Raw genomic sequence first — 14679 nt, 5'->3', positions numbered from 1 at the left:
GACAAGGAGTCACACAATGGACAACATGTTTAGCGATGCCCTGGGCCAGCTGCTGGCCGAGCAATGCACGCCCGCCGTGGTGCGCCAGATCGAAGGCGGCGCCGACGCCGCCGCGCTGTGGGCCCAGATCGCCGAGTCGGGCTTTGCCGACGCGCTGGTGCCCGAGTCCGCCGACGGCGCTGGCATGGTGCTGAAAGACGCCTGCGCGCTGTGGGAGCTGATCGGCCGCCACGCGCTGCCGCTGCCGCTGGCCGAAACCATGCTCGTGCGCGGCTGGCTGGCACAAGCCGGCGCCAGCCTGCCCGAGGGCGCCATCGCCATGGCGCCGCGCGCCAGGCAGGCTGGCGGTCAGGTCAGCGCGGTCGGTGTGCGCTGCGCCAAGGTGGCGCAGTGGGTGGCGGTCGAGCTGGGGGGGGAGACCCGCCTGCTGGCCGCAGCCGCAGCCAGCCAGACCCCCGCCGTGTTCCCGCTGGACGCCGGCCTGAGCTGGCCCGAGGCCGTCTGGACGGCGGCGCCCGTGGTGCCCGGCGCCGGCGACCTGCAGGTCGCCCAGGCCATGGTGTATGCCGCGCTGCTGTCGGGCGCGCTGATGACCTGCTTCGAGCGCACGCTGCAGTTCGCCAACGAACGCCAGCAGTTCGGCCGGCCCATCGGCAAGTTCCAGATCATCCAGCACGAGCTGGCGCAGATTTCGGAACACGCCTTCTCGTCGCGCATGGCGGCGCAGATCGCCTGCGAAAGCCGCACGCTCACGCCGGACCCGGTGCGGGTGGCCGTGGGCAAGGCACGCACCAGCGAAGCCGTGGTCGTGGTGGCCGATTTCAGCCACTCCATCCACGGCGCCATCGGCTTCACGGCCGAGTTTGACCTGCAGCTCTACACGCGTCGCCTGCACCACTGGCGCGTGACGGCCGGCAGCGAGAGCCACTGGCACGACGTGGCGGGCGAAGCGCTGCTCGCCGACCCCAGCCCGCTGGCGCTGGACCTGATTCGCCGCGTGTCCGACGCAGAAGCGTCGGTGTGATGTGAGCGCGCAGTATGGGGTGTTTGCCGTTCATTCAATAACGGTAATTGCCTCATACCTCTGTCATTTGTCCTAGACCCATTTGGAAGGAATGCCATGAGCTTTCTGCAAATCGAACGCGACGGCAACGTGCTGATCGCCACCATGAACCAGCCCGAGACGCGCAACGCGCTGACCGGCAACACCGCTGTGGACGAGTTCGTCGAGCTGTGCGCCCAGGTGCGCAAGGACAAGTCGGTGCGCGCCATGATCGTGACCGGCGCCGGCCCCGTGTTCTGCTCGGGCGGCAACGTGAAGGACATGCAGAAGTACTTCACCGGCACGCCGCCTGATTCGGACACCGTGAAGGACGAGTACCGCAACGGCATCCAGCGCCTGCCGCTGGCGCTCTACAACCTGGACGTGCCCACCATCGCGGCCATCAACGGCCCGGCCATCGGCGCGGGCCTGGACCTGACCTGCATGTGCGACCTGCGCATCGCCGCCAGCAACGCCACCTTTGCCGAGAGCTTCGTCAAGGTCGGCATCGTGCCGGGCGACGGTGGCGCCTGGCTGCTGCCGCGCGTCGTGGGCCTGTCCAAGGCCAGCGAAATGGCGTTCACGGGCGAGGCCATCAACGCCCAGGAAGCCCTGGCCTGCGGCCTGGTCTCGCGCGTGGTCGAACCCGACGAGCTGCTGAACGCCGCCAAGACACTGGCCGGCAAGATCGCCGCCAACCCCGGTGGCGTGCTGCGCATGACCAAGCGCCTGATCCGCGAGGGGCAGGAGAACTCGCTGGCCTCCACGCTCGAGATCTCGGCCGCCTACCAGGCCATCGCCCACCAGACCGCCGACCACGAGGAAGCCGTGCGCGCCTTCGTCGAAAAGCGCAAGCCCAAGTTCCAGTGATGCGCCGTGGCAGCCTGGCGCTGCCATGACCCATCATGGCCGCCCCGCGCAGGTGGCTGGGCCCCGCACGAAATCCGCCACGGCGGTGGCGGCCTGCTGCGGCGCGGTCTGCAGCACGCCATGCGGGGCCGGCAGCCAGCGCAGGTCGGCACCGGGGCGCAGGCGTTGCAGGGCACGGCTGGCGCTGGCCGGCACCAGCCAATCGCGCGAGGCGCACAGGCTGAGCGTGGGGCGCTGCAGGCTGGCCCAGTGGCGGGCGATCGAGGGGTCCAGCTGCATGACCGCCATCAACCGGGTCTTGAGCACCTCTGGCGAAACCTGGCCCAGCGCCTGGGCGAACAGGTCGCGCAGGCCGGCATCGGCTCGCGTGCCCAAGATGGCGCGTTGCGCCAGCTCGAGGCTCGGCCGGCCCGTCAGCAGGCGCGCGGGCAGCCGGGCCGCGGGTGCGCGCAGGCTGGGCCGGGGGCATTGCACGAAGCTGGCGCACAGGATCAGCCCCCGGATCTGCAGGCCAGGGTCCGCGGCCAGTCGCACGGCCAGTGGCCCCGAGAACGATTCGCCGAGCAGCACGAGCGGCTCCTGACGCGGCAGTCGGCCCTGTAGCCAGCGTTGCAGCGCGTCGTAGCCCCAGGCCTGGTCGTCCGGATAACGCATCACCTGCAGCTCGGCGGGGCCGGCCGCCGTCTGCCAGGCCCGGATGAAGGGCTCGAACAGCAGTCCGGTGCCGTCCATGCCAGGCATGAGTATCAAACGCATGGGTTGAATTGCCCTACGGCGGTAGTGTCATACCCGCGTGATGGATGGGGCAAGGCGTCCACGCCGGGGGGCGCTCAGGCCAGTGCGGCCACGGCCAGGCGGGCGGCGGTGGCGATGGCCTCGTCGCGCGCCGCCGTGGGGGGCGCCTCGAGGTAAACCGACAGCAGCAGGGGCGCGCGGCCCGGCGGCCAAGCCACGCCGATGTCATTGGCGCCGACCTCGGCCGTGCCCGTCTTGTCGCCCACCCGCCAGCCGGTGGGCAGGCCGGCGCGCAGCCGCCTGCCGCCGGTGGTGTTGGCCACCAGCCAGTCCTGCAGCTGCCGGCGCGATGCGGGCGTGAGCACATAGCCCAGCACCAGCTTGCCCATGCTGCGCGTGATGGCGCGCGGGCTGGTCGAGTCCAGCGGTTCGCCGGCCTGCGGCACGTTGAGCGCGGTTTCGCGGCGGTCCAGCCGGGTGATGTCGTCGCCCAGGCCGCGCAGGAAGCGCGTCAGCCCCTGCGGGCCGCCATAGCTGTCGTGGATCAGGTTGGCGGCCGTGTTGTCGCTGGTGGTGAGCGTGGCGTGGCACAGCTCGGCCAGGGTCATGCCCTGTCCACCCACGTGGCGTTCGGTCACGGGTGAATGGCTGACGAGGTCGGCACGGGTGAAGCGGATGCGCCGCGCCAGCGAATCCTGGCGCTGGTCGTGCCGGTAGAGCACCAGGCCGGCCGCCAGCAGCTTGTGCGAGCTCAGCATCATGAAGCGCTCGTCGGCCCGGTAGCCGGCTTCGCGGCCGGTGCCGGTGTCCACCACCTGCACGCCGAGCCGGCCGTTGGCCTGCCGCTCCAACGCTTGCAGGTCGGCGGCCAGGCCGCTGGGTGACCTTGCGAATGCCTGGCATCCGGCCAGGCCGGCGATGGCCCACAGGGCCGAGTGGTGGACATGTCTGCGTGTGGGCATGGCGGTTTGCGGCGTCGAACGTCGGGCGACAGGGAAGGTGAAAATTGTGCCAAGCATTCAAGGCGAGGCTGAACAAGTCGCCGCACGCGAGGGACTTGTTCAGCGTTGCCTTTCAGGTTGGCCGGTCGCTCCGGTCCGCAGGCACGGCGCTCAGTCCCACACCGGGGCCAATCCTTCGGGATCGACTTCGCGGCCGTTGCGCTCCAGCGTGCCGATCAGCGCCATGTCGTCGGCGTCCAGCGCCAGGTCCCGAGCCAGCAGGTTGCTGGCCAGGTTCTCGCGCCTGGTCGACGAGGGAATCACCGCGTAGCCCAGCTGCAGCGCCCAGGCCAACGCCACCTGCGCCACCGTGGCCCGGTGCTTGGCCGCGATCTGTGCCAGCACGGCGTCCTTCAGCACCTTGCCGTAGGCCAGCGTCATGTACGAGGTGACGGTGATGCCCTGCTCCTGGAGGAACGCCGTCAGCTTGCGGCCCTGCAGGTAGGGACTCAACTCGATCTGGTTGGTGGCGATCTCGCCGTTGCCGACCACGTCGATGGCCTGCCTGGTCAGTTCGATGTTGAAGTTGGAGACGCCGATCTGGCGGGTCAGGCCCAGCGCCTTGGCTTCGGCCAGTGCCTCCATGTACTCGGGCAGCGCCACGCCGTTGCCTGGCGCGGGCCAATGGATCAGCGTCAGGTCGACGTGATCGGTGCGCAGCTTCTCCAGGCTCTCGCGCAGGCTGGGCACGAGCTTGGTCCTGGCCAGGTTGTCGGTCCAGATCTTGGTGGTGACAAACAGGTCGGACCGCTTCACGCCGCTCTCGGCGATGGCCTGGCCAACGTCGGCTTCATTGCCGTAGATCTGCGCGGTATCGATGGCGCGATAGCCCACGTCCAATGCATTGCGCACCGAATCCATGGCGGCCTGGCCGGTCAGGCGGAAGGTGCCGACGCCAAAGGAAGGAATGTTGCTCACAAAAAACTCCGAAATCAGATGGAAGAAGCGGAAAGGAATCACGCACCTTGTGTCACGCATCGGCGGCCGGCCTGGCCCAGCCACACCAGCACCAGGCCGCCGCAGGCCAGCAGCGCGCCCACCAGGGGCACGGCGGCATAGCCCAGCCCCTGGCCGATGACGGCCCCGCCCAGGGCAGCGCCCACGGCGTTGCCGAGATTGAACGCGCCGACGTTGACGGACGAGGCCAGGCCCGGTGCCTGCGCCGCCGCCTGCATGACGCGCATCTGCACCGGCGGCACGATGCCGAAGGCGGCGGCGCCCCAGACCACGAGCCCGATGGCAGCCCCCACATGGGTGGTCATCGCCAGCGGCAGCAGGGCCATGACGATGGCGAGCGCGGCGAGGATGAGCTGGGTGGCGCCATCCAGCGACCAATCGGCCAGCCGCCCGCCCAGGCTGTTGCCCAGTGTGAAGCCGATGCCGATCAGCACCAGCGCGAAAGCCACGAAGCCCGGGCTGGCCTGGGTGATGTCGGCCAGCGCCGGCGCCACATAGGTGTAGAGCGCAAACATGGCCCCGGCGCCAAGCACCGTGGTTCCCAGGGCCAGCAGCACGTCGGGGCGGGTCAGCACCTTCAGCTCCCGGCGCACGTCCGGGCGCGTGCCCGGCTCGCCCTTGGGCAGCGCCAGCCACAGCGCAGCGATGGTGACCAGGCCCAGCAGGGCCGTGCCACCGAAGGCCAGGCGCCAGCCCACCTGCTGCCCGATCCAGGTCGCGGCCGGCACACCGCCAATGTTGGCCACGGTCAAGCCCATGAACATGGCCGCGATCGCGCTGGCCTGTTTCTCCTTGGGCACGACGCTCGCCGCCACCACGGCGCCGATGCCGAAGAAGGCCCCGTGGTTGAGGCTGGTGACCAGGCGCGACAGCAGCAGGGTCGCGTAGCTCGGCGCGAACGCCGACAGCAGGTTTCCGATGGTGAAGATGAGCATCAGCGACATCAGGGCCGCGCGCTTGCCGAAGCGGCTGAACAGCAGCGTCATCACCGGTGCGCCGGCCATGACGCCGACGGCGTAGGCCGACACCAGCATGCCGGCGGTGGGGATGTTCACCTGCACACCGTCGGCGATCACGGGCAGCAAGCCCATGGGGGCGAACTCGGTGGTGCCGATGGCGAAGGCGCCAATGGCCAGGGCGAGCAAGGCAGCAGAGGATTTCATGGACCGCAGTGTGCCGGTTTGATATTTGCTGATTAAGCCCTGTATCGTACAAAATTCATTGATTTGAACTCAACAATGAAAACCACCCTGGATGAACTGCACGCCTTCGTGGCCGTCGTGGACTCCGGCTCGATCACGGCGGCGGCGGATCTGCTTGGCCTGACGATCTCGGCCACCAGCCGCACGCTGGGACGGTTGGAGGAGAAGCTGCAAACCACGCTGCTGCGTCGCACCACGCGGCGGCTGGAACTGACCGAGGAGGGCGCTGCCTTCCTGCAGCACGCCCGTGCCATCCTGGCATCGGTCGATGAAGCGGAAGAGCAGATGGCGGCACGGCGCATGCGCCCCGCTGGACGGCTGCGCATCGACGCGGCGACCCCGTTCATGCTGCACGTGCTGGTGCCGCTGCTCGAAGGCTTCCGCGCCCGCTATCCCGACGTGGTGCTGGAGTTGAACTCGAACGAAGGCATCATCGACCTGCTCGAAAAACGCACGGATGTGGCCTTCCGCATCGGGGCACTGAAAGACTCTACCCTGCACGCCCGTCCCATGGGCACCAGCCGCGTGCGGGTGCTTGCCAGTCCGGCCTACCTGAAACGCCATGGCAAGCCGGCCAGCCCCGACCAGCTTGGACGGCACGCACTGCTGGGCTTCACCCAGCCCGAGACGCTGAACGACTGGCCGCTGCGCGACGCGGAGGGAAACGCCTTGCACATCCGGCCGACGATCACCTCGTCAAGCGGTGAAACGCTGCGGCACATGGCCCTGGCGGGGTTGGGCATCGTCTGCCTGTCGGATTTCATGACGCGCGAAGACCGCCGCCATGGCGATCTGCTGCAGCTTTTCCCGAAGCAGACACTGGATGTGCGCCAGCCGATCAACGCCGTCTACTACCGCAACACGGCCCTGGCCGCACGCATCACCTGTTTCGTGGACCATGTGGCCCAGGCATTGGGCCAACAGCCCTTCGATGCCTGATGCCGAGGCTCGGCCCAGGCGGTGGTTCAGTCCGTGAAGGACTTCACCTTGACCGGCAGCGTGGGCGCTTCCCAACGGTATTGCGTGCTCAGCACGTCGCGGCTGGCATCCTGGCCCCGCCACCGCAGCTCCAGCAGCCGGGCAATGGTCCAGGCACCCCAATCCGCGCGGAACGGCCTCGCACCCACGTCCTGCGGCAGGGCGGGCAGAAAGCCTGATTGCCAGATCACCGCCGGGATGCGATAGCCCTGGGGCGTGGTGGGGCTGTGCCCCACATGGTTGCTGGTGTGTCCCACGTCCTGGCCATGGTCGGAGAGGTACACCACAGCCGCCTTGCCGCGGCCCGTCGCCTCGCGGGTCATCTGCATCATGCGGGCGACCACGGCGTCGTTGTAATGCACCGCCGCGTCGTAGTCGTTGCGCATGCTCCTCACCCAGGGATAGCGGCCCTGGCGCTCGAGATCGGCGTCCACGCTGTCCTCCATCTCGTCGAAGGGATGGCGGCCTTCGGGAAAGCGCAGGCGGTAATGCGGGTGGGCGCCCTGCATGTGGACCACGATGAACTTGCGCGCCTCGGGGGCCTGCAGCGCCTGGCCCAGCTCGTCCTGCATCTCCTCGTCCAGCATGGCGGTGGAGCGGCCACGTGTGCGGTTGATCATCTGGAAGACATCGGCCTGGCGCGCGTGCTGGTGTTCGAGGGCGATGTCGGCCTGGTTGCTGATCCACCAGGTCTTGTAGCCGGCCGCGCGGGCCAGTGCCACCAGGTGCAGGGCGTCGGGCTGGCCCGGCGCGCCGAACCAGAACAGGTTGTTGACCGCGGGCAGTGTGCTGGCATTCACCGACCAGGCATTGCGCAGCACCAGCATCTGATCGCCCAGTTCCTGCTGCTGGGCCTGCAGGTCCGGTGTGGTCGGGCGCGGATAGCCGTACAGCGAAAGGTTGTCGCGCACCACGCTTTCGGTCAGCACCACCAGCACGGTGGACGCGCCACTGCTCGCGATCATGGGCTGGGCATGGCGTGCCACCGTCAGCGCGTGCTGGCGCATGCCTTCCAGGTTGCTCCAGTCGTCCTGCATTTTGTCCACGGACAGCATCCAGTACACCCAGAAATTCAGAGGATGCAGGCGGCGCCAGGGCTTGCTCCCATAGGCGGCCGTGCACACCACCACGATCAGCACCCAGACCGCCATGTGCCGCGCACCCTGCGCCATGGATTGGCGCAGGGTCCTGCCCGTGCAGTACCAGATGCCGCCGCCCAGCACCAGCCATGCGGTCAGCATCAGCGCTGCCATGCGCCAGTTCATGGCCAGGTATTCCTCGCTCTCGCGGACATGTGTGTTGGCCACCGCTGCCAGCACCAACGAGCTGTCAGGCGCAGCCTGATACAGCGCCCACAGGTAGGCACGCACGCTGCCGTCCAGCACGCACAGCATGACGGTGACAAAGGCCGCCACGCGGCGCACACCTGCCCACACGGGAGATTGCAGCGGCCAGCGCATCCAGGCAAAGACCGCCAGGATCAGCAGCGCGACCTGCCAGACCCTGCGGCCGTCATGGCCCAGGACGATGAAGACCAGGGCCAATGCCCCCAGGACAGCCAGCGCCGGCCAGGACACCACCTGCCCCTGCCGTGCGAAGGGACGCATGGACATGTTCGAAGAGAAAAGCACGCGAATTTCCGAAACACCAGGCGCTCATGGCGACTGGCGATACACACCGCCATGCAGGCCACGGAGCGCAGCTGCTTGCCAGCAGGCAACCATGAAAAGCATGCAGGCGGTTTGGGGTGCGGCCCAAACCCTCGCTGGTTGCACCCAAGAGGCGGCAAAAAGCGCGAAGCGTATCAGAGGGCCGCTCTGGGGTGAAGCGGTATTCGGTGGGCCGGACGAGGGAGATCGCGATGGGCGGGAATGCGCTGAAATTGCCGGCCTGGTACGTGGCGAGGTGGATGGCGTGTCCGGCCAACCCCTGGCACCTGGTTGTCTGACACCTGCGCAGCCGGGCCATCGCCGTGGCCCTGCGGCCGCCCGTTGCGCCAAGGTCCAGTGGCCGTCGTCCTGATGTCCGCTCCGGCGTTGGCCCGTGCTGACACGCATCGGTGTTCGATGCCTCGCAGAGGCTCGCCGACGCGGTGGCGCAGGGCCTGGGCGTGGCCTGGCTGCCCACGCGGCTGTTCCAGCGCGACGTGCAGGCCGGCCTGCTGGTGCCGGTGGTGGACCTCGAGGTGGATGTGGGGCGCTACGGGCTCACGCGCCTGCGCTCGCGTCGCCCCATGCCGGGCCCGTCATGACCTGTCAGCGCCTGACCCGGGGCGGGGGCAGGGGGCGAGCTTGGCAGCGGCAGCTCTCACTGGCTTTGCAGCTGGTTCTGGGCAATCAGCTTGCCCCAGCGCGCGTGGTCGGCCTGGATCAGCGCCGCGAACTCGGCCGGCGTGTTGGCTTCGACGGTGATGCCGCGGGCCTGCAGGGCCTGCGTGGTCTTGGGATGGTGCGCGATGGCGTGGATCTCGGTCTGCAGGCGCTTCACGATGGGCGCCGGGGCGTTGGCGGGCAGCACGATGCCGAACCAGCCTGCCGCCGCGAAGCCCGGCAGGCCGGCTTCGCTGGCCGTGGGCACGTCGGGCAGCAGGGGCGAGCGCTTGTTCGCGGTGAGCACCAGGCCCTTGAGCTTGCCGGCCTGGATCTGCGGCGCCAGCACGGTCAGCGTGTCCACGGCCACAGGCACCTCTCCGCCGATCACGGCCGTGACCGCGGGCGCGCTGCCCTTGTAGGCCACGTGCAGCAGGTCGGTGCCGGTCAGGCTCTGCAGCAGCTCACCGGTCAGGTGGCACAGCGTGCCGGTGCCGCATGAGGAATAGGCCACCTTGCCGGGCTGCGCCTTGGCCTGCGCCACCAGCTCGCGCACGGACTTGGCCGGGAAGTTGGCGTTGACGGCGACGACGTTGGGTACTTCGGCCACCAGCGAAACGGGGGTGAAGTCCTTCAAGGCGTTGAAGCGCAGCTTGGGCTCGAGGTGGGGCAGCACGGTCAGCTGGCCGGTCGTGGCGAGCGAGAGCGTGTAGCCGTCGGGCGTGGCGCGGGCCACGTACTCGGCGGCAATCGCGGTGCCGGCGCCGGGCTTGTTGTCGACCAGCACGGGCTGGCCGAGCGCCTGCGTCAGCTGTTCGGCGTAGTAGCGGCCGATCACGTCGGCCGCGCCGCCGGGCGGAAACGGCACCACGAGCTTGATGGGTTTGCTGGGCCAGGTGTCGGCCTGGGCCGGGGTGGTGGCCAGCGGCAACAGCCAGGGCAGGGCGGCCAGCGCCAGCAGGGCGCGGCGCACGGGGGCACGTTGGAGGAATCGGTTCATGGTCTTGGTGGCGATGTGTGGAGGACAGGCGGGTGGTCCCACCGTGAGCCCTGAACCTTAGGCAGCGGTGGCTCGAAACGGAACGAAGAAATCCGCGTTTGGATATGCGTTTGTCGAGAGGTGGTGCGCTGGCATCTCAAAAGGTGATGGAGTAAGCACTGAGTGGTCTTGCATGTCAGACGAAAAAAGGGGGATACCTGCAAGTGTCATGACATGCTGGTGTGCGCGCCAGGTTGGGTGGAGGCCGCACGGGGGGATGGCCGCCAGCGATTCCAAGCCCATCGGCCCATGCCTGTTCGAGGCGCATCGGCATGGATTGCCCGTCAAGCGAAGGCGGGTTTGCGGCACCGGGCCAACGTCACCGGCAGCCGAATGGGCGCGACACGCTGGGCCTGCGCCCATCCCGCGGGGACAGGTCCCATCGACGCCAACCCGGCGTTGGCGTCCGGGCAATCGGCTGCAGCTGGCTCGTGGTCTCATGCCGTGGTCGGACACACCGAGCAGCACCAGGCGCCACAGCCCCGCGGCAGCAGGGGCTCACGATCGCGCGCACCATGGGCGGCGCGTGGTGCACCGGGGTGCCGATATGCGCAAACCGCATGCGCTGCTGCGACTTGCTTCGTTGTCAGCCGCGTGACCGCTGCCAACAATGGCGCCCTGTTCGTTGTGCGCTGCGCAACGCCCGCCACACCGGCACCTCGGGCTTCAGGCCAGGCGCCGCCACCGGAGACTTGCCATGACCCCGCGCCACAAAATCCTCGCCACCACCGCAGCCGCCTGGCTGGGCCTGGACCCTGAACTGCCCCCGGCCTGGCGCGACGACGACGACGTGGGGCCGGACCTGCGCCGCGTGCCCCTGAGTTTCGACACCTTCTCGCATGGGGGTGAGCTCTCGGTCTGCGTGCTCGATGCCTTGCTGCAGGAATCGCTGGCGGGCTCGCACCGCTACCGCAGCACCGCGCACCTGGGGTGAAGTGGCCGTCGCTTGGCGCCGAGGGGGGGCGCCCCGATACCCACGCGGCACTCGACTTGCGTGTCGAGGCATTGCCGAGGTGGACACGCACCTGGCCCAAGGTTCTGCGCAACCTCCCTCGGCGCCACCCGTTGGCCTGGCGGCGCTCAGGCGGCTGAGCAGCCTGTTGGGGCCGGGAAGGCGTGGCGCGCCCGGGTCATGGGCCGCTGTTCAGCGAGATGTCGAGCCGATGTCTGGCCACGGCGCCGGGCGGCATGTGGTGATCGACCGCCGTCGCTCTGCCGATCCATCGCGTGACCGCCAGCGTCGTGGTGCCCGAGCTCAAGCCGCTTGGATGACGACGGCTGGTTTCTCCACGCGCTGTCCCCGGCGCATGCGTCAACCTGCGTTTCCGCGTCAGCACGGATGGCCAGCGCTGCGGCCGCCAGCAGACGGTGACGACGTGGATGGGTGCGATTCAAGTGTTGAATATGATGGAGTATGGTGCTGTTCCCGTTATTTGTATAACGGGAACGTCACCATACTCCTTGGCCATCAGCCCAGGCGCTGCAGCTGGTCCTGCAGCTTGGTCAGCGCGGCACCGAACTCGGCCACGCGCTTGTGCTCCTGCTCGATCACCGCAGGCGGGGCCTTGGCGACGAAGGCCTCGTTGCCCAGCTTGGCCTGGGCCTTGGTCAGCTCGCCCTCGAGGCGCTTGATTTCCTTGGCGATGCGGGCGCGCTCGGCGTCCTTGTCCACCTCCATGAACAGGGCCAGCTGGGCCTCGCCCACCACGGCCACCGGCGCAGCCTGGGCGGCCGCCTGCCAGGCGGCCTGGTCGGCGAAGCACTGCACGTCCTGCAGCTTGGCCAGAGCCTTCAGCACCTCGGCGTTGCCGCTCAGGAAGGCCTGTTCGCCAAAGGCGAGCAGGGGCAGGCGCTGGGCCGGTGACACGCCCATCTCGCCGCGCAGCGTGCGGCAGGCATCGACGAAGGACTTGAGCTTGGCGATCTCGGCTTCGGCGGCCTCGTCGATGTACTCGGCCTGGGCCTGGGGATAAGGGGCCACGCTGATGGTGGCGCCGGCCTGGCCCGACGACTTGCCGGCGATGGGGGCCACCACCTGCCACAGCGCTTCGGTGACGAAGGGGATGATGGGGTGGGCCAGGCGCAGGATGGCTTCGAGCACGCGGATCAGCGTGCGGCGCGTGGCGGCTTGCTGCTCGGGCGTGCCGGTCTGGATCTGCACCTTGGCGATTTCCAGGTACCAGTCGCAGTACTCGTTCCAGACGAAGTCGTAGAGGGTGCCGGCGACGTTGTCCAGCCGGTAGTCGGCAAAGCCCTTGGTCACTTCGGCCTCGACCTTTTGCAGGCGCGAGACGATCCAGCGGTCGGCGGCCGAGCGCGCAGCCGAGCTGTCGCCAGCCGGGTTCACGTCGTGGCCTTCGCAGTTCATCAAGACGAAGCGCGAGGCGTTCCAGAGCTTGTTGCAGAAGTTGCGGTAGCCCTCGCAGCGCTTGGTGTCGAAGTTGATGCTGCGGCCCAGCGAGGCCAGCGAGGCGAAGGTGAAGCGCAAGGCGTCTGCACCGTAGGCCGGGATGCCGTCGGGGAACTCCTTCTCGGTCTGCTTACGCACCTTGGGGGCGGTTTCGGGGCGGCGCAGGCCGGTGGTGCGCTTGTCCAGCAGGGGCTCGAGCGCGATGCCGTCGATCAGGTCGACGGGATCGAGCACGTTGCCTTCGGACTTGCTCATCTTGTTGCCCTGCGCGTCACGCACCAGGCCGTGCATGTAGACGTGCTTGAACGGCACCTGACCCGTGAAGTGGGTGGTGAACATGATCATGCGGGCGACCCAGAAGAAGATGATGTCGTAGCCCGTGACCAGCACGGTGCTGGGCAGGTAGAGGTTGTAGTCTGATGTGGGGGTATCGTCTGGATTAGGCCATCCCATGGTCGAAAAAGGCACTAAACCCGACGAGTACCAAGTGTCGAGCACGTCCTCGTCGCGCGTCAGCTTAGCGCCGGCACCGGCCTGGGCCTGCGCCTCGGCTTCGCTGCGCGCCACGTAGACCTGGCCGTTCTCGTCGTACCAGGCCGGAATCTGGTGGCCCCACCACAGCTGGCGCGAGATGCACCAGTCCTGGATGTTGTGCATCCATTGGTTGTAGGTGTTGACCCAGTTCTCCGGGTAGAAGGTGACGGCGCCGCTGCTCACGGCGTCGATGGCTTTTTGCGCGATGGACTTGCCCGTGGGGTCTTGCTCACTCACCTTGTTCATGGCCATGAACCACTGGTCGGTCAGCATGGGCTCGACGACCTGGCCCGTGCGCGTGCAGATCGGCACCATGAGCTTGTGCTTCTTGGTCTCGATCAGCAGGCCCTGGGCGTCCAGGTCGGCCACGATGGCCTTGCGCGCGGCAAAGCGGTCCAGCCCGCGGTAGGCGGCCGGGATGGCCTGCTGGGCGCGCAGCACGGCCGGGTCGGTGGCCGGATCCGAGGCGGCGTCAGCCGACGCGTTGCCCAGGATGTGGGCCTGCAGGTCCAGCACCGGCACGATGGGCAGGCCATGACGCAGGCCCACGGCGTAGTCGTTGTGGTCATGCGCGGGCGTGACCTTGACCACGCCGGTGCCGAACTCGCGGTCCACGTAGTCGTCGGCAATGATGGGGATCTCGCGCCCGCACAGCGGCAGCATGACGGTGTGGCCGATCAGCGCCTGGTAGCGCTCGTCGTCGGGGTGCACCATCACGGCCACGTCGCCCAGCATGGTTTCAGGGCGGGTGGTGGCCACCACCAGCTGGGCCGGCGCACCGGCCGCCTTCAGGCTGCCGTCGGCATCGACCAGCGGGTAGGCGATGTGCCACAGCGAGCCGTCCTTCTCCTCGCTCTCGACCTCGAGGTCGGACACGGCCGATTGCAGCTTGGGGTCCCAGTTCACCAGGCGCTTGCCGCGGTAGATCAGCCCTTGCTCGTACAGGCGCACGAAGGTGTCGTTGACCACCCGGGACAGTTTGTCGTCCATGGTGAAGTACTCGCGGCTCCAGTCCACCGTGTCGCCCATGCGGCGCATCTGCGTGGTGATGGTGTTGCCCGAGTGTTCCTTCCAGGCCCACACCTGTTGGACGAAGTTCTCGCGGCCGAAGTCGTAGCGGCTTTTGCCTTGTTCCTGCAGCTGGCGTTCCACCACGATCTGCGTGGCGATGCCGGCGTGATCGGTGCCGGGAATCCAGGCCGTGTTGAAGCCCTGCATGCGGTGGTAGCGCGTGAGGGTGTCCATGATGGTCTGGTTGAAGGCGTGGCCCATGTGCAGCGTGCCGGTCACGTTGGGCGGCGGCAGCTGGATGGCGAAGTTGTGGCCGGCGGCGGCCTCGGCGGCGTTGGGCTCACCCGTGCCGCGGTAGCCGGCGCGGCCGACGCCGTGTGCTTCCCAGAACGGACCCCAGGTGCGCTCGATCTCGGCGGGTTCGAAGGACTTGGAGAGGCTGTCGAGGCCGGGCTGGGTGGGTGTCGTGCTCATGGCGAAATGAAAAGGGCACGCGAGGTGCCGATCAGGGTGCGGCGCTGCCCGGGGCGGGCGCAGCGCGAAATGGCGCCAATTTTAGCGAGCCCCCTGAGCAGACCCGACGCAGGCCAT

At 68.3% G+C, this 14679-nt stretch carries 12 protein-coding genes; 5 read left to right on the top strand and 7 right to left on the bottom strand.

All coding sequences use genetic code 11. From position 1 onward, the window contains the following. Positions 1-16 precede the first annotated feature (16 nt). On the top strand, positions 17-1024 hold the full coding sequence (locus CCO03_RS12185) for an acyl-CoA dehydrogenase family protein (protein WP_087281407.1): 1008 nt from the start codon (positions 17-19) through the stop codon (positions 1022-1024). A gap of 96 nt (positions 1025-1120) precedes the next feature. Further along, complete coding sequence (locus tag CCO03_RS12180) at positions 1121-1912, top strand: crotonase/enoyl-CoA hydratase family protein (protein WP_087281405.1); 792 nt, start codon at positions 1121-1123, stop codon at positions 1910-1912. Between the two features lie 33 nt (positions 1913-1945). Here CCO03_RS12180 and CCO03_RS12175 read toward each other — a convergent pair whose 3' ends face one another. The 4 genes from CCO03_RS12175 to CCO03_RS12160 form a co-directional block, all read right to left on the bottom strand. Continuing rightward, on the bottom strand, positions 1946-2668 hold the full coding sequence (locus CCO03_RS12175) for an alpha/beta fold hydrolase (protein WP_157667664.1): 723 nt from the start codon (positions 2666-2668) through the stop codon (positions 1946-1948). A 74-nt stretch (positions 2669-2742) separates the two neighbouring features. After that, entirely contained in the window at positions 2743-3609 is an 867-nt protein-coding gene (gene bla, locus CCO03_RS12170; protein ID WP_087281401.1) for a class A beta-lactamase, read from the bottom strand. Positions 3610-3759: 150 nt separating this feature from the next. Next, positions 3760-4509, bottom strand: a complete 750-nt coding sequence (gene dkgB, locus CCO03_RS12165; protein ID WP_236904136.1) for a 2,5-didehydrogluconate reductase DkgB — start codon at positions 4507-4509, stop codon at positions 3760-3762. Positions 4510-4604: 95 nt separating this feature from the next. Further along, positions 4605-5768 (bottom strand): MFS transporter, encoded by a 1164-nt coding sequence (locus CCO03_RS12160; protein ID WP_087281399.1) that lies wholly within the window; start codon positions 5766-5768, stop codon positions 4605-4607. A 75-nt stretch (positions 5769-5843) separates the two neighbouring features. Between CCO03_RS12160 and CCO03_RS12155 the strand changes: the two genes are divergently transcribed. Continuing rightward, positions 5844-6746 carry a LysR substrate-binding domain-containing protein gene (locus CCO03_RS12155; RefSeq protein ID WP_087281397.1) on the top strand — a complete coding sequence of 301 codons (903 nt, stop codon included), beginning with the start codon at positions 5844-5846 and terminating at the stop codon, positions 6744-6746. Positions 6747-6772: 26 nt separating this feature from the next. Here CCO03_RS12155 and CCO03_RS12150 read toward each other — a convergent pair whose 3' ends face one another. Continuing rightward, on the bottom strand, positions 6773-8392 hold the full coding sequence (locus tag CCO03_RS12150; protein ID WP_087284621.1) for a phosphoethanolamine transferase: 1620 nt from the start codon (positions 8390-8392) through the stop codon (positions 6773-6775). 452 nt (positions 8393-8844) lie between these two features. Between CCO03_RS12150 and CCO03_RS12145 the strand changes: the two genes are divergently transcribed. Next, complete coding sequence (locus CCO03_RS12145) at positions 8845-9036, top strand: type 2 periplasmic-binding domain-containing protein (protein ID WP_087281395.1); 192 nt, start codon at positions 8845-8847, stop codon at positions 9034-9036. 56 nt (positions 9037-9092) lie between these two features. Here CCO03_RS12145 and CCO03_RS12140 read toward each other — a convergent pair whose 3' ends face one another. Beyond that, a complete protein-coding gene (locus tag CCO03_RS12140) occupies positions 9093-10094 on the bottom strand; it encodes a Bug family tripartite tricarboxylate transporter substrate binding protein (RefSeq protein ID WP_087281393.1) in 1002 nt (333 codons plus the stop codon). Between the two features lie 736 nt (positions 10095-10830). Here CCO03_RS12140 and CCO03_RS12135 point away from each other — a divergent pair. Beyond that, positions 10831-11067, top strand: coding sequence for a hypothetical protein (locus CCO03_RS12135; protein WP_087281391.1), 237 nt, complete (start codon positions 10831-10833; stop codon positions 11065-11067). 534 nt (positions 11068-11601) lie between these two features. On the opposite strand, the gene CCO03_RS12130 is transcribed toward CCO03_RS12135, so the two are convergent. Next, positions 11602-14562, bottom strand: a complete 2961-nt coding sequence (locus CCO03_RS12130; protein WP_087281389.1) for a valine--tRNA ligase — start codon at positions 14560-14562, stop codon at positions 11602-11604. Positions 14563-14679: the final 117 nt, after the last annotated feature.

Origin of the sequence: Comamonas serinivorans (assembly GCF_002158865.1) — a bacterium.
Taxonomy (GTDB): domain Bacteria; phylum Pseudomonadota; class Gammaproteobacteria; order Burkholderiales; family Burkholderiaceae_C; genus Comamonas_E; species Comamonas_E serinivorans.
Note: the sequence above shows the minus strand (reverse complement) of the source record. Positions and strands in the feature narration are given on the sequence as shown.